The organism is Kushneria phyllosphaerae, assembly GCF_900312995.1.
Classification (GTDB): Bacteria; Pseudomonadota; Gammaproteobacteria; order Pseudomonadales; family Halomonadaceae; genus Kushneria; species Kushneria phyllosphaerae.
In genome coordinates, this window is the sequence record NZ_ONZI01000003.1 from 577,562 (window position 1) to 597,159 (window position 19,598).

At 59.8% G+C, this 19,598-nt stretch carries 17 protein-coding genes; all 17 read left to right on the forward strand.

Annotated features, from left to right (window positions below; translation table 11 throughout):
• Positions 1-50 precede the first annotated feature (50 nt).
• Complete coding sequence (locus KSP9073_RS12520) at positions 51-1,553, forward strand: NAD(P)H-hydrate dehydratase (protein WP_108843275.1); 1,503 nt, start codon at positions 51-53, stop codon at positions 1,551-1,553.
• 66 nt (positions 1,554-1,619) lie between these two features.
• Positions 1,620-2,105 (forward strand): tRNA (adenosine(37)-N6)-threonylcarbamoyltransferase complex ATPase subunit type 1 TsaE, encoded by a 486-nt coding sequence (gene tsaE, locus KSP9073_RS12525; protein ID WP_243409233.1) that lies wholly within the window; start codon positions 1,620-1,622, stop codon positions 2,103-2,105.
• Between the two features lie 61 nt (positions 2,106-2,166).
• Entirely contained in the window at positions 2,167-3,639 is a 1,473-nt protein-coding gene (locus KSP9073_RS12530; protein WP_108843277.1) for an N-acetylmuramoyl-L-alanine amidase, read from the forward strand.
• A gap of 42 nt (positions 3,640-3,681) precedes the next feature.
• Complete coding sequence (mutL, locus tag KSP9073_RS12535) at positions 3,682-5,658, forward strand: DNA mismatch repair endonuclease MutL (RefSeq protein ID WP_108843278.1); 1,977 nt, start codon at positions 3,682-3,684, stop codon at positions 5,656-5,658.
• 12 nt (positions 5,659-5,670) lie between these two features.
• Positions 5,671-6,615, forward strand: coding sequence for a tRNA (adenosine(37)-N6)-dimethylallyltransferase MiaA (gene miaA, locus KSP9073_RS12540; RefSeq protein ID WP_108843279.1), 945 nt, complete (start codon positions 5,671-5,673; stop codon positions 6,613-6,615).
• 119 nt (positions 6,616-6,734) lie between these two features.
• Positions 6,735-6,986 carry an RNA chaperone Hfq gene (gene hfq / locus KSP9073_RS12545; RefSeq protein ID WP_108843280.1) on the forward strand — a complete coding sequence of 84 codons (252 nt, stop codon included), beginning with the start codon at positions 6,735-6,737 and terminating at the stop codon, positions 6,984-6,986.
• 11 nt (positions 6,987-6,997) lie between these two features.
• Positions 6,998-8,314, forward strand: coding sequence for a ribosome rescue GTPase HflX (gene hflX, locus KSP9073_RS12550; protein WP_108843281.1), 1,317 nt, complete (start codon positions 6,998-7,000; stop codon positions 8,312-8,314).
• Positions 8,315-8,490: 176 nt separating this feature from the next.
• Positions 8,491-9,741 carry an FtsH protease activity modulator HflK gene (hflK, locus tag KSP9073_RS12555; protein WP_108843282.1) on the forward strand — a complete coding sequence of 417 codons (1,251 nt, stop codon included), beginning with the start codon at positions 8,491-8,493 and terminating at the stop codon, positions 9,739-9,741.
• Positions 9,741-10,712: a protease modulator HflC gene (gene hflC, locus KSP9073_RS12560; protein ID WP_108843283.1), complete on the forward strand. Its 972-nt coding sequence runs from the start codon at positions 9,741-9,743 to the stop codon at positions 10,710-10,712. The genes hflK and hflC overlap by 1 nt, the downstream gene beginning before the upstream one ends.
• Positions 10,713-10,884: 172 nt before the next feature.
• On the forward strand, positions 10,885-12,069 hold the full coding sequence (locus tag KSP9073_RS12565) for an ATP phosphoribosyltransferase regulatory subunit (protein WP_108843284.1): 1,185 nt from the start codon (positions 10,885-10,887) through the stop codon (positions 12,067-12,069).
• A gap of 56 nt (positions 12,070-12,125) precedes the next feature.
• Positions 12,126-13,421 carry an adenylosuccinate synthase gene (locus KSP9073_RS12570; RefSeq protein WP_108843285.1) on the forward strand — a complete coding sequence of 432 codons (1,296 nt, stop codon included), beginning with the start codon at positions 12,126-12,128 and terminating at the stop codon, positions 13,419-13,421.
• A 175-nt stretch (positions 13,422-13,596) separates the two neighbouring features.
• Entirely contained in the window at positions 13,597-14,064 is a 468-nt protein-coding gene (locus tag KSP9073_RS12575; RefSeq protein WP_108843286.1) for an SUF system Fe-S cluster assembly regulator, read from the forward strand.
• A gap of 79 nt (positions 14,065-14,143) precedes the next feature.
• A complete protein-coding gene (gene sufB, locus KSP9073_RS12580) occupies positions 14,144-15,586 on the forward strand; it encodes a Fe-S cluster assembly protein SufB (RefSeq protein WP_108843287.1) in 1,443 nt (480 codons plus the stop codon).
• A 94-nt stretch (positions 15,587-15,680) separates the two neighbouring features.
• Positions 15,681-16,433, forward strand: a complete 753-nt coding sequence (sufC, locus tag KSP9073_RS12585) for a Fe-S cluster assembly ATPase SufC (RefSeq protein ID WP_108843288.1) — start codon at positions 15,681-15,683, stop codon at positions 16,431-16,433.
• A complete protein-coding gene (gene sufD / locus KSP9073_RS12590) occupies positions 16,430-17,752 on the forward strand; it encodes a Fe-S cluster assembly protein SufD (protein WP_108843289.1) in 1,323 nt (440 codons plus the stop codon). The genes sufC and sufD overlap by 4 nt, the downstream gene beginning before the upstream one ends.
• Positions 17,749-18,996 carry an aminotransferase class V-fold PLP-dependent enzyme gene (locus KSP9073_RS12595; protein ID WP_108843290.1) on the forward strand — a complete coding sequence of 416 codons (1,248 nt, stop codon included), beginning with the start codon at positions 17,749-17,751 and terminating at the stop codon, positions 18,994-18,996. Before sufD ends, KSP9073_RS12595 begins: the two co-directional genes overlap by 4 nt.
• Before the next feature lie 22 nt (positions 18,997-19,018).
• On the forward strand, positions 19,019-19,582 hold the full coding sequence (gene sufT, locus KSP9073_RS12600; RefSeq protein WP_108843291.1) for a putative Fe-S cluster assembly protein SufT: 564 nt from the start codon (positions 19,019-19,021) through the stop codon (positions 19,580-19,582).
• Positions 19,583-19,598 lie beyond the last annotated feature (16 nt).

A 19,598-nucleotide genomic window follows, 5' to 3' on the forward strand; every position in this document is an offset into this window, starting at 1 on the left:
GCTCGATAAGGCCGCCATCAATGACATGGATGGTCAGGAAGGAGAACGTCATGGCGGTGAACGCAAGACTTTACAGCGCCCAACAGGTACAGGCACTGGATCAACGCACCGTCGCACAGGGGGTGCCGGGCTTTACCCTGATGATGCAGGCCGGTCAGGCGGCCCTTGATGAGCTTCTCAAGCGCTGGCCCGAAACCCGGCGTCTGTGCATTCTTTGCGGCAGCGGCAACAACGCCGGAGACGGGTATGTGATCGCGGCGCTGGCGTATCAAAAGGGTCTGACAGTGAAGGTGTTGGCGCTGCGAACGCCCAACGAGTTGCAGGGGGAGGCGGCTTGCGCGGTGCATCTTGCCCGCGAAAGCGGCGTGACCATCGACGACTGGCACTCTGGCTTCGAGATCCCGTCTGAAACCGACGTGATAATTGATGCGCTGCTGGGCACCGGGACCCGCGGTGAAATACGCCCGCCGTTTGATAGCGCCATCGCTTGTATCAACGCCGCACCACAGCCGGTGGTGGCGCTGGATATCCCCTCCGGGCTGAATGCCGATACGGGGGCGCTGCTGGGCGAGACGGTCGAGGCAGATCTGACGGTGACGTTTATCGCGCGCAAATTCGGTCTTTATACCGGTCAGGCCCCCGATGTCACCGGTGAGATTGTGCTGGCACCGTTGAGTGTCTCCGAGGCAACGCTTTCAGACAGTGACCATACCGGCGAGCTACTGGTGCCCGAACGGCTTCAGGCCACGCTGCCCAGGCGTCGACCCACCACCCACAAGGGCGATTGTGGTCATCTGCTGGTGGTGGGTGGTCAGCCCGGTTTTGGCGGTTCGACCATCATGAGTGCTGAAACCGCCGCACGACTGGGCGCCGGGCTGGTGAGTCTGGCCACGGCGAGCGTGCACATCCCCCCGGCATTGACGCGCTGTCCGGAAATGATGGTCCATGAGGCTCGCAACGGTCTGGATATCGAGGCGCTGATCGACACGGCCACTGCCGTGCTGATCGGCCCGGGTCTGGGGCAGGGCGCCTGGGGGCAGGGATTGATGCAGGCCGTCATGAGCGCTTCTGGTCCTCGACTGGTAGATGCTGACGGCCTTCATCTGCTGGCGGCAGGATACGCCGGCGAGCGACGTGACAATTGGATACTGACGCCCCATCCGGGAGAGGCGGCCATGCTGCTGGGGTGCAGTGTTCCCGAGGTGCAGGCCGATCGCCATCAGGCGGCGCTGGCGCTGCAGCGTCGCTATGGCGGCGTGATTGTGCTCAAGGGGGCCGGCACTCTGGTGGTCGGCGGTGAAACACCTGCTGAATGCTTTATCAGCCCCTTCGGCAATCCGGGCATGGCTTCCGGTGGCATGGGCGACGTGCTGGGGGGCATGATTGCCTCGCTGCTGGTGCAGGGGCTCTCACCGCTGGAATCAGCGGCCAGCGGTGTCCTGATCCATGGGCTGGCCGCCGATGATGCGGTGCGTGACCAGGGAGAGCGTGGCCTGCTGGCAAGCGATCTGGCATGCTACGCGCGCCGTCGCGCTAATCCCGACAGGCGATAGAATGTCATCGACATGACGACCTGCCGATATCGTGGCAGGGCGCTGATCCGTTTAAAGTGGGACAACGTGAGCAAGACAACCATCATCCTTGAACCCGGCGATGAAGCCGCACAGGTGGCCATCGGCCGCTGTCTGGCCGAAGCACTGGCGTATCACGGCATCGTGTATCTCAATGGAGAGCTGGGTGCCGGCAAGACCACCCTGGCCCGCGGCGTGCTCCGCGCGCTGGGCCACGACGGCGCGGTCAAAAGCCCGACCTATACGCTGGTGGAGCCCTATGATCTGGAAACCGGTCGGGTGTATCACTTTGACCTTTATCGTTTGGGCGATCCCGAAGAGCTCGAGTTCTTGGGGGCGCGTGACATGCTGGCCGACAGGGCGCTGACGCTGGTGGAGTGGCCGGTGCGGGGTGAAGGCTGGCTGCCGGCTGCCGATGTTGTCATTACGCTGTCGCTGATGGGCCAGGGACGACGTCTGGTGCTCGAGGCCGGCAGCGATCATGGGGTGCAGGCCCTGCAACGACTGGCGGTATCGACACGGGACATTTCATGATGGCTTTTAGCCTCGTGTCGAAGATGTCCGCCATGAACACCAATACAGTGATAAGGCAGTGATGAAGTTTCCGGCAGCTTTTTTGACCCTTTTTGCCATGATCATGTTGAGTCTCATGGCCACCGCTGCTCAGGCCGCCCAGCTTGAGGGGCTTCGGCAGTGGACCGACAGTGACGGAACGCGCCTGGTCTTTGATCTTTCAAGCGAAGCCAAGGCCGATGTGTTCACTCTGGACAATCCGGCTCGTCTGGTCATCGATCTGACCAATACCACCCTGAACACGAATCTTGGCAGCGCCGTTGACGGACGCGGTCTGGTCAAGGACGTTCGCTCCGGCGTGCGCGATGGTTCAGACCTTCGCGTGGTCGTGGAGCTGGAGCGCCAGGCCACGCCCAATGCCTTCAAGCTCCCCCCCGGGGGTGGGCACGGCCATCGGCTGGTGGTCGATCTGGCGCCAGGCAAGGGCGGCAGCGCCTCGAAGGGGGCAAGCGATGGTGATGACCCCATCACGGCCATGATTCAACAGCAGGAGCAGGCCGCGCGCAGTAAGCTCGCCAGCAGCCGCCCCACGGAAAACCCGAAGGTGGCAGAGCAGGTCAGCAACGAGCCGACGGTCGAGTCACGCCAGAAGGCCAAGCCGCATCCGCGGCGCGATATCATCGTGGTGGTCGACCCCGGTCACGGCGGCAAGGACCCCGGTGCCTCCGGCCCCGGCGGCACTCATGAAAAGAATGTGGTGCTGCAGATCGGCCGGCGGGTCAAGGCCAAGCTTGATGCCATGCCCGGGTTCAAGGCCTACCTGACCCGCAGCGACGATACCTTTATTCCGCTTCGTGGCCGCACGCGTATTGCCCGCAAGCATCACGCCGATTTTTTTGTGTCGGTGCATGCCGATGCCGGCGGTTCCACGTCGCCCCGCGGCACGTCCGTTTATGCCCTTTCCCAGCACGGTGCGACGTCCGAGCGAGCCCGCTGGCTGGCACAGAGTGAAAACCGCTCCGATCTTATCGGGGGCGTGGATGGTGATTTGAACCTTGATGACAAGGATCAGGTGCTGCGTGGCGTGTTGCTGGATCTGAGCATGACCGCCACCGTCAATGATTCGCTGTCTGCCGGTACGGATGTGCTCGGTCGGGTGTCCAACTTCAACAAGCTGTTCCATTCGCGCGTCGAGCAGGCCGGGTTTGTGGTGCTCAAGTCGCCGGATATCCCCTCGCTGCTGGTCGAGACCGGCTTTTTGACCAACCCTTCCGAGGAACGTCTGCTCAAGTCTCCGGCGCATCAGGAAAAGCTGGCCAATGCGATCGCCCAGGGCATTCAACAGCACTTCCTGCGCAGCCCGCCACCCGACAGCCTGCTGGCGTGGCAGCGTGACCAGAACCGCGGTGGCGCGTCCAATGAGTATCGCGTTCGGGCCGGTGATACGCTGTCGGGAATCGCAGCACAGCAGAACGTGTCACTGGCGGCACTTCGGCAGGTCAACGGTCTGGATACCGATGTACTGCGGCTGGGTCAGGTGCTGACCATTCCCTGATGAGTCTCTTCATGGTGGCGTTCACAACATCGGAGATCGGCAATGAGTGACCTCACGGCCACCGGAATTCGTCGCATACAGGCGCTGGCCCCGCGCCTGGCCAACCAGATTGCGGCCGGCGAGGTGGTCGAGCGTCCGTCGTCGGTCGTCAAGGAGCTGGTCGAAAATGCCATCGATGCCGGCAGCTCGCGCATCGAGATCGAGCTTGAGTCCGGTGGCAGTCGTCTGATTCAGGTGCGCGATAACGGCTGCGGGATCGAGCACGATGATCTGGGTCTGGCGCTGTCCCGTCACGCGACCAGCAAGATTACGTCGCTGGATGACCTTGAAGGGGTGGCCAGTCTCGGGTTTCGCGGTGAAGCGCTGGCAGCCACCAGCGCCGTCTCGCGGCTCGAGCTTTATTCCAATACCAGCGATGACCCGGTCAATGGCTGGCGCGTGGTGGCGGAAGGACGCGAGATGGCACCGCGTCTGTCGCCGGCGCCACACCCGCGCGGCACGACCGTGGCGGTGCGCGATCTCTTTTTCAATACGCCGGCTCGACGCAAGTTCCTGCGTACCGAAAAGACCGAGTTCAACCATGTTGAAGAAGCCTTTCGTCGCCTGGCACTGTCGCGTCAGGACGTGGATCTGGTACTTAGGCACAATCAAAAAACCGTGCATCAGCTGATGGGCGGTAACAGCCAGGCCGCGATGGAAAAGCGCATTGCCCAGCTGCTGGGGCGCGGGTTTCTGGACAATGCCATCCATATCGACATGGCTGCGACCGGGCTGGCGCTAAAGGGCTGGGTGGGCCTGCCTTCTCATACCCGAAGTCAGGCCGACCAGCAGTATTTTTTCGTCAATGGCAGGGTCATTCGGGATCGACTCGTCGCGCACGCTGTACGCCAGGCCTATCGCGATGTGCTTTTTCACGGCCGTCATCCGGTGTTTGTGCTCTACTTGGATCTTGATGCCCACGGGGTGGATGTCAATGTGCATCCCACCAAGCACGAGGTGCGCTTTCGAGACGGGCGGCTGGTGCATGACTTTCTGTTCTCGAGCCTGCACAGGGCGCTGGCGGAGGTCCGGCCGAACGGGCATGGCGCCGCAGCGCCCGAGACGCCTTCAGCGCCGACAGCCCCGGCTCCGCGCTTTGACCAGCAGCGCATGGCGCTTAATGAGGCCCCCGGTGGGGCGACGGTCAGCGGTACCGGCGGTGGAGAGTCACAGAGCGGGCAATATCGCAGCAGTCGGCCGGGCGAGCAGCAGGTTCGCGAGTTCATGGAGGGCTACCGTGCGCTGCATCCGGACCATGAGGCTCGGCTGCTGACGTCCCGGGCGCCTGCAGAAGACGACCGGACAACGTCACCGGCGCCTGCAGGTGCCTCATTTCCTCGTGAGAACAGGGTTCAGCAGCAAACAGCTCCCGAGGGTGTGGTCGATGCGACCCGCGCACCGCCGCTGGGCTACGCCGTGGCGCAGCTTCATGGGGTTTATATTCTGTCGCAGACCGAGCGCGGCATGGTCGTCGTGGACATGCACGCTGCTCATGAGCGCATCACCTATGAGCGCATGAAAGCGCAGTATCTGGGAGACGGCATCGATACCCAGCCGCTTCTGGTGCCGGTGTCCATGTCGGTCAGTGAGGTGCAGGTTGAGCTTGCCGAGCGCGAGCAGACAACGATTGAGGCCATGGGCGTGACGCTTGAAGCCGCAGGGCCCGAGACGCTGCTGATTCGGGAAGTGCCGGCGCTTTTGAAAAACGGCAGCGTGGAGGCGCTGGTGCGCGAAATGCTTGAAGAACTCGAGCGTTATGGGCGCAGCCAGGTCGTCAAGGATCACCTGTTCGATCTGCTCTCTACCATGGCCTGTCATGGCAGCGTGCGCGCCAACCGGCGCCTGGAGATCGAAGAGATGAATGCCCTGCTGCGGGACATGGAGCGCACCGAGCGCAGCGGGCAGTGCAATCACGGCCGCCCCACCTGGACAGAGATGTCGATGCGCGACCTTGACCGTCTATTTCTGCGTGGCCAGTAGGATGAGTACTTCATGAACAGCACTGCATCGCCACCGCCGGTCATCATGTTGATGGGGCCCACGGCGGTCGGCAAGACCGATCTTGCCATCGAGCTGCATGAGCAGCTGGGCGTTGAGCTTGTCAGCGTCGATTCGGCCCTGGTCTACAAGGGGATGGATATCGGGACGGCCAAGCCTTCGGCGCAGGAGCTTTCCCGGGCCCCCCATCGACTGATCGATATTCGTGACCCCTCCGAGCCCTACTCGGGGGTGGCCTTTCGTGACGATGCGCTTAAGTGTATTGAAGACATCACTGCTCGTGGCCGTGTGCCACTGCTGGTCGGCGGGACCATGCTCTATTTCCGTCTGCTGACGGAAGGGGCCGCCGACATGCCTCAGGCAGATCCTGCCATTCGTCAGGCGCTGGGGGAGCTGCTCGAAAAGGGTGGCCCCCGGGCTCTGCATGATGAGCTGTCCCGAGTGGATCCTGACGCTGCTGCGCGACTTCATCACAATGATCCTCAGCGCCTGATGCGTGCCCTTGAGGTTTATCGGGCCAGTGGAGAGACACTGACCGCACACTGGGCGCGACAGTCTCCTGTAACACTGCCGTTTACGCCGCATCCGATTGCGCTGTTGCCGGGGGATCGCAAGCAGCTGCATGAGCGGATCGGTCAGCGTCTTGACAAAATGTTTGCTGATGGCTTCGTTGAAGAGGTAGAGCGGCTTCGCGCCCGCGGCGATTTAAGCCCGGATTTACCTTCGATGAAAAGTGTGGGCTATCGTCAGGTGTGGGAAGGACTTGATCGCGGTGACGATTGCCCCCAAATGGCGTTCAAGGCGCTGACGGCGACCCGCCAACTGGCCAAGCGCCAGATGACCTGGTTGCGTCGCTGGCCGGGCGCTCTGCAGCTTGACCCGCAGGATGCCGGGATTGTGCAACGGCTACTGAAAATCGTGCGCGACATCGGCACTTAGCGTAATATGATCGGTTACCAGTGAGCCTCACTTGAGCCTCCGGGACGTGGATCTTTCTTGCGCTTACAGCAAGTTAAAAACCGATAAACATACAGCAATTAATATTTTGGGAGAGCCACATGTCCAAAGGACAATCCCTTCAGGATCCGTATCTGAATATCCTGCGTAAGGAGCGTATCCCCGTCTCCATCTTTCTGGTCAACGGCATCAAGCTTCAGGGCCAGATCGAGTCCTTCGATCAATTTGTCATTTTGCTGCGCAATACCGTCAGTCAGATGGTGTACAAGCATGCCATCTCTACTGTCGTTCCGGCGCGTAACGTCCGTTTACCGGCGCAGGATGCTCCTGCTCCCGGTCAGGAAAGTGAATAGAGAGGCGCTGATTGTTTTTTGAACGCCCCGATTCGGGAGAAACCGCTGTCCTGGTGCATATCGATTTCCAGGACAGCACCGAGCGAGAAGACACTTCAGAGTTCATGGAGCTTGTCCGCAGCGCCGGTGCCGTACCGGCAGCGCTGCTGACAGGCAGTCGACGCTCTCCCAGTCCCAAGCTCATGATTGGTGACGGCAAGCTCGAAGAGCTGCGTGACATGATGACCACGCATCACGCCGAGCTTGTCATTTTCAACCATTCTCTCTCGCCCTCTCAGGAACGCAATCTTGAGCGGGCATTGCAGTGTCGCGTACTTGATCGTACCGGCCTGATTCTTGATATCTTCGCCCAGCGTGCGCGAACGCATGAAGGCAAGCTGCAGGTAGAACTTGCCCAGCTTGAATACATGTCGACCCGACTGGTTCGAGGCTGGACGCACCTTGAGCGCCAAAAGGGCGGGATCGGTCTGCGCGGGCCGGGTGAAACCCAGCTCGAAACTGACCGACGACTGCTGCGCGGTCGCATCAAGGCCATCCACAAGCGACTTGATCGGGTTCGCAGTCAGCGCGATCAGAACCGCCGCTCGCGTACCCGTGCAGAAATTCCCTCGGTGTCGCTGGTGGGCTATACCAATGCGGGCAAGTCAACGCTGTTCAATGCGCTGACCAACGCCGAGGTGTACGCGGCCGATCAGCTCTTTGCCACGCTGGACCCCACGCTCAGGCGTCTTGAAGTCAGTGACGTTGGCCCGATTGTGATGGCCGACACGGTAGGGTTCATTCGTCACCTGCCGCACAAGCTGGTCGAGGCCTTTCGCGCCACGCTTCAGGAAGCTGCCGAGGCCACTCTGCTGGTCCATGTCATTGATGCTGCCGACCCGCAGCGCGAGGCCCACATCGAGCAGGTTAATGCCGTTCTTGACGAGATCGGCGCCGGCGAAGTGCCAAGACTTCTTGTCATGAACAAGATCGATATGCTGGGTATGTCACCGCGACTGGAGCGAAACGGCGATGACGGTGTGTCCATCGTCTGGCTCTCGGCGCGCGACGGCACCGGCTTTGATCTGCTGGAGCAGGCCCTTTCCGAGCGTCTTGCCACGGATCTTGTCGAAACCACGGTCATGCTGGAGCCCTCACAGGGCTGGCTGCGTGCTCAGCTCTTTTCCCACGACGCCGTTCAGGAAGAGAGTTTTGATGACGAGGGCAGAACGCATTTGAAGATTCGGCTGCCGCGTCGTGATCTGCTTCGCCTCCTTTCTCATGCCGATGAAAATCCGGATGACTATCTCTCCCGGGCAGAGCAGGGCCGGGAACAGTGGCAGGAATAAAGGCCACGTTGTCATCCCAGGAAGAATTTCAGGTCTTTGGCATGACGACATGTTACAAATAGGGACGCTTCCGGCATTATCAGGATGATCGGATATTCAAGGCGCTACCGTAAGAATGGCGCGCAATGACGTTATGAGACTGGCGTTTCGCAACTCTTGCCCAGTGGAGAAGATGTATGGCCTGGAATGAGCCTGGTGGTGGCGGCAATAATAACCAGCAGGACCCCTGGAGTGGTGGTGATCGCCGCGGTGGTAATGGCGGCGGCAATAAGAACCAGGGTGGTGGACCTCCTGATATCGATGAAGTTATCAGGAAACTGCGCAACAAGCTCAATGGACTGCTGGGCCGTCGACAGCTTCGCTCGGTCAACAACGGCGATGACGACAAGGGCAGCAACCAGGGCGGTGGCCGCAGCGCGCTGTTGTTGCCCATCATTGTGCTGATCGTGGGCGTTGTGGTCTGGGCAGGATCAGGGTTCCATCTGATCGACCAGTCCGAGCGCGGCGTCGTGTTCCGCTTTGGCAAGTATACCAATACCATCGGCCCGGGCCTGCACTGGAACCCGCCGCTGATCGATCGGGTAGAAAGCGTCAACGTGACTCGAATCCGTTCTGCCAGCCAGACGGACTCAATGCTGACACGTGATGAAAACATCGTGCGTGTCAGTATTTCGTCGCAGTACGTGGTGTCGGATCCGCATGCGTTTCTGGTCAATGTTCGCGGCCCCGAAATGACGCTGCAAAATGCCATGGACAGCGCGCTTCGTCAGGAAGTGGGCAACATGGATCTGCAGCAGATTCTGACCACGGGTCGTGAAGAGCTGGCCGGCGATATCTACGATCGTCTGGCGTCCTATCTGGAAGCCTACGGCACTGGTATTCGACTGCAGACCGTCAATATGGAGTCCACCGCACCGCCGGATCAGGTGCAGGACGCTTTTGATGACGTCATCCGCGCCCGTGAAGAGCAGCAGCGCACCATCAACCGCGCCAACGCCTATCGCGATGCCATCCTGCCGGAAGCCGAAGGCCAGCGTCAGCGCATGATCGAGGAAGCCCAGGGGTACAAGGCGGCGGTCGTTGCTGATGCACAGGGTGATGCCAACCGCTTCATCTCACTGCTGGGTGAATACGAGAAGGCGCCGGGTGTCACGCGTCAGCGTCTGTATCTGGACACCATGACCGAGATTTTCTCGAAAACGCCCAAGGCGCTGGTCGATCTGGGTGAAGGCAACAATGCCGTCACGGTGCTGCCGCTCAATCAGATGGGACGCAGTGACAACAGCGGCAACCGCAACAGCGACAGCAGCCAGAGCAATGATGCAGAAGCGCGTCAGCTTGAGCAGCTCTCTCAGCAGGTCGTCGAGCACATGAAAAGCAATCAGAAGCAAAACAACGGTCGCAGCAGCCTGCGGGAGGGACGCTAATGTTCAATAATCGCGCCCTTGTCATCGTCATCGTCCTGGGCATTCTTGCCTGGGTGGGCAGTGCCAGCCTCTATACGGTTAACGAAACCGAGCGAGGCATCAAGCTGCGTTTCGGTGAAATCGTGGAGAACGATATTCAGCCGGGCCTTCATTTCAAGTGGCCCGTGCTCAATACGGTACGGCTGTTTGATACTCGGGTTCTGTCCGTTGATGCCAGTGCCACACGCTATCTCACCAGCGATTCCAAGGCGGTTATCGTGGATTCGTTCGTGAAGTGGCAGATCATCAATCCGGCGCAGTACTACGAAGCCACACGCGGCAGCGAACAGGCCGCCGAGCGGCTGATCGCCCCGCGTACCGATGAGGCCCTGCGTAACAAGTTCGGTCAGACGACGCTGACGCAGATTGTGCGCGAGCGTCCCGCGACGCAAAGCGACAATCAGGAAGTCGTCAAAAAGGTGCAGGAAGAAGGCAGCGATGTGGCCACCGAACGGGATGAGCTGATGGTGGATCCCATCTCTCAGCTTGATCAGGCCATGCGTCGTGAGCTTGGTGTGCGCATTCTCGATATTCGCGTCAAGCGTATCGAGCTTCCGAGTGAAGTGACTCAGGCGGTCTATGAGCGCATGAACTCACAGCGTGAGCAGGCGGCTCGCGGCTATCGTGCTGAAGGCACGCGTCAGGCTGAAGAGATTCGGGCCGATGCTGATCGCCAGCGTGAGGAGACGCTCGCCAGCGGTCGTCAGATCGCCGAGACCACCCGCGGTGAAGGCGATGCTTCAGCGGCAGCCATCTATTCGGCGGCCTATCAGCAAAATGCCGGCTTCTTTGATTTCTACCGCACGCTGCAGGCCTATCGTGAAAGCTTCAAGGGTCAAAATGATCTGATGGTGCTGAGCCCGTCGAGCAACCAGTTCCTGCAGCTTTTCAAGCAGGGCAATGGTGACGCTTCTTCTTTGGCGACGCCCTGACATCGGGGAAGATACCCGAGCGGGATTTCTCCGCTGACAAGTTGTGATAGTATTCTTCAACCGGGGGCTACCCCCGGTTTTTTTGTGGCTGTCGTTTGTCGATGGTCGTGATGTGGTGCCTGTTCCCATGCTGTTCGGGCCACCTTTTTTTACTTCTGCCAGGGCATGTTCGATGACCATTGCGGATCGCTGGCTGCTGCCGGACGGTATGGATGAAGTGCTGCCACCCCAGGCACTGCGCATGGAGTCGCTGCGTCGCGGCCTGATGGATCTCTACTATCGCTGGGGGTATGACCTGGTCATGCCGCCACCCGTAGAGTTTCTGGACTCGCTTTTGACCGGTGCCGGCACTGACCTTGATTTACAGACGTTCAAGCTGACCGATCAGCTGACCGGGCGTTTGATGGGCGCCAGTGCGGATGTGACGCCTCAGGTGGCCCGAATGGATGCTCACTCCCTGCGGCGTCAGGGACCGGTGCGGCTTTGCTACTGCGCGCACGTACTGCGCGCCAGAGCCGATGAACATCAGGGCGGGCGCAGCCCCGTTCAGGCGGGCCTTGAGCTTTTCGGCCATGCCGGCATCGAGGCCGACATCGAGATCGTGAAGCTGGCCCTTGCCAGTCTGTCGTTTGCCGGGGCGAGCGATGTTCATCTGGCCATCGGCCATATCGGTATCTATCGCGCCCTGGCCGAACAGGCGCAGCTGGAAAACGACGTGGAGTCACTGATTTTCGAGGCGCTGGAGCGCAAGGCGGTCTCGGAAGTCGATGCGCTGATCGAACAGCACATTGGGGATGCCGAGCTTGCCGCCATGTTCAAGCAGCTGCCGCGTCTACATGGCAGCGCTGATGTGCTCGAGCGTGCCCGGGGCATCTTTGCCAATGGTTCGCAGGCCATTATCGATGCCCTGGATCAGCTGACCTCGCTGCATGAGGTTCTGCGCGAGGCGCATGAGGACGTCACGCTCTATTTTGATCTGGCAGAACTGCGTGGCTATCAGTATCACACGGGGCTGGTGTTTGCCGCCTACGTCCCGGGCTACGGTCAGGCGCTGGTCAAGGGCGGTCGCTATGACGATACCGGCCGTGCGTTCGGGCGACCCCGTCCGGCGACCGGTTGCTCCATGGATCTCAAGCAGCTGGCAACGCTTTGCCAGCGCGCGCCGTCCCATGACGGTATCTGGGCGCCAGAGGAACAGGATGAGGCCCTGAGCCGACGCATCCATGAGCTGCGTGATGCCGGTGAGCGGGTCGTTCAGCAGTTGCCGGGGCAGTCTACTGATGCACTGGCCCACTTCTGTGACCGTCAGCTCATCCGTCGTGATGACGGCTGGCAGGTCGAGCCGCTCGCCAACTGAATTTGACACCCGGTGTCTGCCCCTTCCGGGCAGGCCTTTGAATCAGAGATGAAACAATGGGCAAGAATGTCGTAGTACTGGGCACGCAGTGGGGTGATGAAGGCAAGGGCAAGGTCGTCGATCTGCTCACGGAATCCGCCTCCGCCGTGGTTCGCTTTCAGGGTGGCCACAACGCCGGTCATACGCTGGTCATCGATGGCAAGAAGACCATCCTGCGCCTGATTCCATCAGGTATCCTGCGTCCGGAAGTCACCTGTGTCATCGGTAATGGCGTCGTGCTGTCGCCGGAAGCGCTGCTCAGCGAGATGGCCGAGCTTGAAGACAGCGGCGTGCCCGTGCGCGAAAGGCTGAGGCTGTCGCCTGCCTGCCCGCTGATCCTGCCCTATCACGTGGCCCTTGATGTGGCGCGTGAAAAGGCGCGTGGCGTGGCCAAGATCGGGACGACCGGTCGCGGTATCGGGCCGGCCTACGAAGACAAGGTTGCCCGTCGCGGGCTGCGACTCGGGGATATCCTCCATCGCGAGCGTTTTGCCAGCAAGCTGGGAGAAGTGCTCGACTATCACAACTTCGTGCTGACCCGCTATCACGGTGAGCCCGCCGTCGACTTCCAGGAAGTGCTGGATCATGCCATGGCCATGGCCGAAGAGCTGCGTCCGATGATCTGTGACACGGTCTCCTTTGTGCACAACCTGCGAAAGCAGGACAAGAACATCATGTTCGAGGGTGCTCAGGGGTCGCTTCTGGATATCGACCACGGTACCTATCCGTACGTGACCAGCTCCAACACCACGGCCGGCGGTACAGCGACCGGTTCCGGCGTAGGCCCGCTCTATCTTGATTACGTGCTGGGCATCACCAAGGCCTACACCACGCGTGTCGGCTCCGGGCCGTTCCCCACCGAACTTTTCGACGAGTTTGGTCGCCACCTGGCCGAGCATGGCCATGAATTTGGCTCCAACACCGGCCGTGCCCGCCGCTGTGGCTGGTTTGACGCCGTGGCGCTGCGCCATGCTGTGCAGATCAATTCGATCTCCGGAATCTGTCTGACCAAGCTTGACGTGCTGGACGGTCTTGAAAACATTCGTGTCTGCGTCGGTTATCGCACCAAGGATGGTGAGCTGATCGACAACCTGGTAGACAGTGAAGGCTATGAAGCGATCAGCCCGGAATATCACGATCTGCCGGGCTGGCGTGAATCCACGGTCGGGGCGCGCTCGCTGGATGCGCTGCCAGCCAACGCCCGGGCCTATATCAGTTTTCTTGAAGAACAGATCGGTACGCCCATCGATATTATTTCGACCGGGCCGGACCGCGTTGAAACCATCGTGTTGCGCAACCCCTTCGATAGCTGAGTTGTGACGGGCACTGCCTTCAAATCCCTGATGATTCATCAGGGATTTTTAGTGTTCCGGCATGGTGTCGGGGCTTTAGAGCCTGAAGCTATCATGCTGATTGGCAAGGAAGTGGGTTCACACCGTCTGTAATGAGGACTAAAATAGTACGCAATAAGTCAGGCAAGAGGCCGACATGCTGAAGCTGTCCAAAATGAGCGATTACGGAGCGGTAGTGATGGCGCAGATTTCGCGTCATCCGGACTGCTCGCATGCTGCTGCTGATATTGCCGATCGCGTCGGACTGCCCAGGCCCACCGTCAGCAAGACACTCAAGCTTTTATTGCGTGCCGGGCTTTTGACATCGCAGCGAGGTGTCAACGGCGGTTATCGACTGGCCCGCTCGGCCAGTGCCATCACGGTGCGCGATATCATCACCGCCATTGATGGTCCGGTGGCCATGACCGAATGCAGTCACGGCCATGGTGATTGTGACCTGATGTCCAGCTGTGGGGTGGCCAGCAACTGGCAGCGCGTGTCGCTGGCCGTACGCCAGCTGCTGGACAGTGTCACGCTGGCTGACCTGGCGCACGATGCGCCAATCAAATTGCCCGTACAGCTGCCCATACAGAGTGTGGCACTCGGTGAGGCGCGCAGGCTCTGACGGACCGCAGACGATATAACACGACGGTTCCGACCAACGACCGATGAGACGAACAGTACCCGTTTGAGGGGAGAGGATCATGGCTACCGAAGCAATGGAGCAGCTTGCTCGTCGCGAGTACAAGCAGGGGTTTGTGACCGATATCGAAAGCGATACGGTTCCCCCTGGACTCGACGAAAGCGTTATCGCCTTTATCTCGCAGAAGAAGGGCGAGCCGCAGTGGATGCTGGACTGGCGCCTTGAGGCCTATCATCAGTGGCTCAAGATGACGTCACCGTCCTGGGCGCATCTGGATTATCCGCCGATCGACTATCAGGCCATCTCGTATTTCAGCGCGCCCAAAAAGCCGGAGGATCGACCCCAGAGTCTGGACGAAGTCGATCCCAAGCTTCTGGAAACCTATGAGAAGCTCGGCATTCCCCTGCATGAGCGTGCAGCGCTGGCCGGTGTGGCTGTGGACGCCGTCTTTGACTCGGTTTCCGTGACTACCACCTTCCGAGAGAAGCTTGCCGAAGTCGGCGTCATTTTCTGCTCGATCTCCGAAGCCATCCGTGAGTATCCCGAGCTGGTACGCCAGCATCTGGGAACGGTCGTTCCTCAGGGCGACAACTACTTTGCGGCGCTCAATTCGGCGGTCTTCACCGATGGGTCGTTTGTCTACATCCCCGAGGGCGTCACCTGCCCAATGGAGCTGTCGACCTATTTCCGCATCAATGCCGCCAATACCGGACAGTTCGAGCGTACGCTGATCGTCTGTGACAAGCGCGCGCAGGTGTCTTATCTGGAAGGGTGCACCGCGCCGCAGCGTGACGAGAATCAGCTGCACGCAGCCGTTGTCGAACTGGTGGCGCTGGAAGATGCCTATATCAAGTATTCTACCGTCCAGAACTGGTACCCGGGCGATGAAGACGGCAAGGGCGGTATCTACAACTTCGTGACCAAGCGGGGCGACTGCCGCGGTGACCGGTCACGCATCAGCTGGACACAGGTCGAGACCGGTTCTGCCATCACCTGGAAGTATCCGTCCTGCCTGCTTCGCGGCAACGAGAGCAAGGGCGAGTTCTATTCGGTAGCGGTCACCAACGGTCGTCAGCAGGCCGATACCGGCACCAAGATGATCCATATCGGCAAGAATACGTCCTCGACGATCGTCTCGAAGGGGATTGCGGCCGGCAAAAGCAACCAGTCCTATCGGGGTCTGGTCAAGGTGTCGCCGCGTGCCACCGGCAGCCGTAACTTTACCCAGTGCGACTCGCTGTTGATTGGCGACAAGTGCGGCGCCCATACCTTTCCCTATCAGGAAATCGGTAACAGCCGCTCTACCATCGAGCACGAGGCGACCACCTCGAAAATCGGTGACGACCAGCTCTTTTACTGCAAAAGCCGCGGTATTTCGGAAGAAGACGCGGTCAGCATGATCGTCAACGGCTTTTGCAAGGACGTCTTCCAGGAGCTGCCGATGGAGTTTGCGGTAGAAGCCGAGGCGCTGCTGAGCGTCACGCTTGAAGGTTCGGTCGGCTAATAACAGTTGATGCGGGCAGCCCTGATGGCTGCCCGCGCTGGCAATTTTCGTGTAGCCGCCCGGCGGCGCATCATTACAGAATCAGGGTTACAACATGCTCGAGATCAAGGATCTTCACGCGACGGTAGAAGGCAACGAAATCCTCAAGGGAATCACGTTGTCCATCAAGCCCGGTGAAGTACACGCCATCATGGGCCCCAATGGTGCCGGCAAGTCGACACTGTCGGCCGTACTGGCCGGTCGTGATGGCTATGAGGTCACTCAGGGCACCATCACGTTTGATGGCAAGGATCTCATGGAAATGGAAGTGGAAGAGCGTGCGCAGGCAGGCCTTCTGATGGGCTTTCAGTATCCGGTCGAGATCCCGGGGGTCAAGAACATCTATCTGCTCAAGTCAGCGCTCAACGCGCAGCGTGCCGCGCACGGGCTTGACGAGATGCCGGCACCCGAATTCATGAAGCTGATCAAGGAAAAGATTGCTTTCATGAAGATGGATTCAAGCTTTCTGCATCGCGCCGTTAACGAAGGGTTTTCGGGCGGTGAGAAAAAGCGTAATGAAATCCTGCAGATGCTGGTGTTGCAGCCGAAGCTGGCCCTGCTTGACGAGATCGACTCCGGTCTTGATATCGACGCCATGAAGGTCGTGGCCGAAGGTGTCAATTCCCTGCGTGACGAAAACCGCGCCATTTTGATGGTGACGCACTATCAGCGCCTGCTTGATCACATCACACCGGATCAGGTCCACGTGCTGATTGACGGCCGTATCGCCAAGTCCGGTGATCGTCATCTGGCCGAAGAACTTGAAGCGCGCGGTTATGAATGGGTTATCGAGGAGCCGGCCGCATGAGTCTGCCTGAAACACTTGTGAAGCGCCTGCATGAAGCGCCTGTCGGTGAGCCCGAGTGGCTCGCCGAGAAGCGCCGTGCCGGAGCGTCGCACCTTGAAACGGTCGGCTTTCCCACACGTCGTGATGAGGCGTGGAAGTACACCGACATGTCCCGCTTCTCCAGTCTCGAGTTTGGTCAGGCCGACAGTGCAGAGCTCGATCAGGCCCGCCTTGATGCGCTCAAGCTGGATATCGATGCATGCCGACTGGTGTTTGTTGACGGTCTTTTCAATGCCGAGTTGTCCGATGCGGCAGCGAGCGTGGGGGTGACCGTGACTCCCTTGTCTCAGGCGCTGACAGGGGATCAGCATGGCCTCAGCGAACAGCTGGGACAGCTCACCGGTATCGATTTCTCGGCCTTCACGGCGCTGAACACGGCGCTGACCAAAGAAGGTGTGGTCGTGAACATCGGCAAGGGACAGGCCATCGAGACGCCGATTTATCTGCTGTTCATCTCGCGCAACAACGCAAGCCCGGTCATGAGCCATCCGCGTATTCTTGTGCACTGCGAGGCCGAAAGCGAAGCCACACTGATCGAGCATTATGTGGGCGAGCAGGGCGCTGCCAACCTGACCAATGTCGTCACCGAAATCCAGATGTCACCGGCGTCCAGGCTTTCGCACTACAAGCTTCAGGAAGCGAGCCAGAGTGAGTATCACGTGGCCAGCATCCAGGTGGATCAGCGTCGTGATACGAACTTCACCTCTCACAACCTGAATCTGGGTGGTGCGGTGGTGCGTAACGATATCGTTACCGATCTCAACGATGAAAACGCCACGGTGGACCTGCTGGGGCTGTTCTTCGGTCAGGATCGACAGCACATCGATAACCATACCAAGGTCAATCACAACGCGCCGCGCACGTATTCCAACGAGAACTACAAGGGTATTCTTGATGGCCGTGCCCGGGGTGTCTTCAATGGTCGGGTGTATATCAAGCGCGATGCTCAGCAGGTGCTGGGGTATCAAAGCAACGCCAACCTGCTGCTCTCCGATCGGGCCGAGATCGATACCAAGCCCGAACTCGAGATCTACGCAGACGACGTGCAGTGCTCTCACGGCACGACCACCGGTCAGCTCGATGAGAACGCCATCTTTGCCCTGCGCGCCCGAGGCATTGATGAGCAGATGGCCCGTGGACTTCTGACGCTGGCCTTTGCCAACGAAGTCATGCAGCGTATTCGTCATGGCGCGCTGACCGATCGTGTCGAACGTGCGGTAGCGGGCAAGCTGCCTGACCGCTTCAACCTCGAAAGCCTGGTAGAAGATACTTCGCTATGAGCATGACCGACGAACTCACGCTGGATGTTCAGGCCCTGCGCGCGGAATTCCCCGTTCTGGGCCGCAAGGTTCATGGGGGTAAGGCGCTGGTCTATTTTGACAATGCCGCCACGACCCAGACTCCGAAAGCCGTGCTGGATACCTGGGTGGATTATTTTGAGCGCTACAACGCCAATATCCACCGTGGGTTGCATCGTCTGGCCGATGAAGCCACACAGGCCTATGAGCACAGCCGCGACACCGTGCGCGAGTTCGTCAATGCTGAAGATGTTCGCGAGATCATCTTTACGCGCGGTACCACCGAGGCCATCAATCTGGTGGCCCAGAGCTGGGGTCGCAGTCAGCTTGTGGAAGGCGACGAGATTCTGATTTCACGGCTGGAGCACCACTCCAATATCGTGCCGTGGCAGATGCTGGCACAGGAGAAGGGCCTCACCATCCGGATCATTCCGGTGGATGAGCGTGGTGAGCTGGACATGGCGGCCTATCGGGCACTGTTCACGCCGAGAACCCGTCTGGTCTGTGTCGCGCATGTCTCCAACGCACTCGGAACGGTCAATCCTGTCTCCGAGATGGCGCGCATCGCACATGAGCACGATGCCCGTATTCTGGTCGATGGTGCTCAGGCGGTCGCGCATACGCGGGTCGATGTGCAGGCACTGGACGCTGACTTCTACGCCTTTTCAGGGCATAAGCTCTACGGGCCGACCGGGGTTGGCGTGCTGTATGGCCGTTTTTCCCTGCTCGAAGCGATGCCGCCCTGGCAGGGTGGTGGCGAGATGATCAAGACCGTCAGCCTTGAAGAAGGCACCCGTTTTGCCGAACCGCCTCACCGGTTTGAGGCGGGGACGCCGGCGATCGCCGAAGTGATCGCGCTGGAGCGGGCCATTCGCTGGGTCACCAATCTTCATTTTGAGCTTCTGGAAGACTGGGAGCAGCGCCTTTTGAAGCATGCTACCGAGCGCATGAAAGGCATTGACGGCATGCGCATCATTGGCGAGGCGCCGCACAAGGCTGCCGTGATCTCCTTTGTGGTCGATGGGGCGCATTCCCAGGATATTGGCCTGCTGGTCGATCAGTTCGGAGTGGCCATACGCACCGGTCATCACTGCGCGCAGCCCTTGATGCATCACTACGGGCTCGATGCCACCTGTCGGGCGTCGTTTGCTGCCTACAATACGCTTGAGGAAGTGGACTATTTTGTCGATGCCCTGCAGCGTGTCGTGACCATGGTTCGCGATTGAGCATGATCAGAGAGGGTTATTGATGAGCGCGATCACGTCCCTGCAAAAGGGGCACCAGCTACCGCTTCAGCGCAGTGTCGAGGCCATCTCGATTCCCTTTGGCAAGCCGGTCTGGCTTGATGAGGACGAGACGGTTCAGGTCATGCAGGCGCTTGGGACATCGGTGTCGGTGCTCTTTAAAGGCAACATGTATCTGATCGAAGGCTTTAATTTGGATGCCTTTGGCATGGAGCCGATGGAAAGGCCTCATCTCCCCGATGGCGCTACCGACCAGGAGCTTGAAGCCTTTGTCTGGCAACAGCTTCGCACCTGTTTTGACCCCGAGATACCGGTCGACATCGTTGAGCTGGGTCTGGTCTATGGCTGTAAAATCACCACGCTGATCGACGGGCAAAAGATGGCCCAGGTCAGGATGACACTGACGGCACCCGGTTGTGGCATGGGTGAAGTCATTGCCGAAGATGCCAGGCACAAGATTCTGGGTGCCGAGCAGATCAACCGGGTCAACGTCGAGCTGGTCTTTGATCCGCCCTGGTCACGGGAAATGATGAGCGATGAGGCAAGACTGGCGCTCAACATGTTTTGAAGGCTTGAAAGCTTCC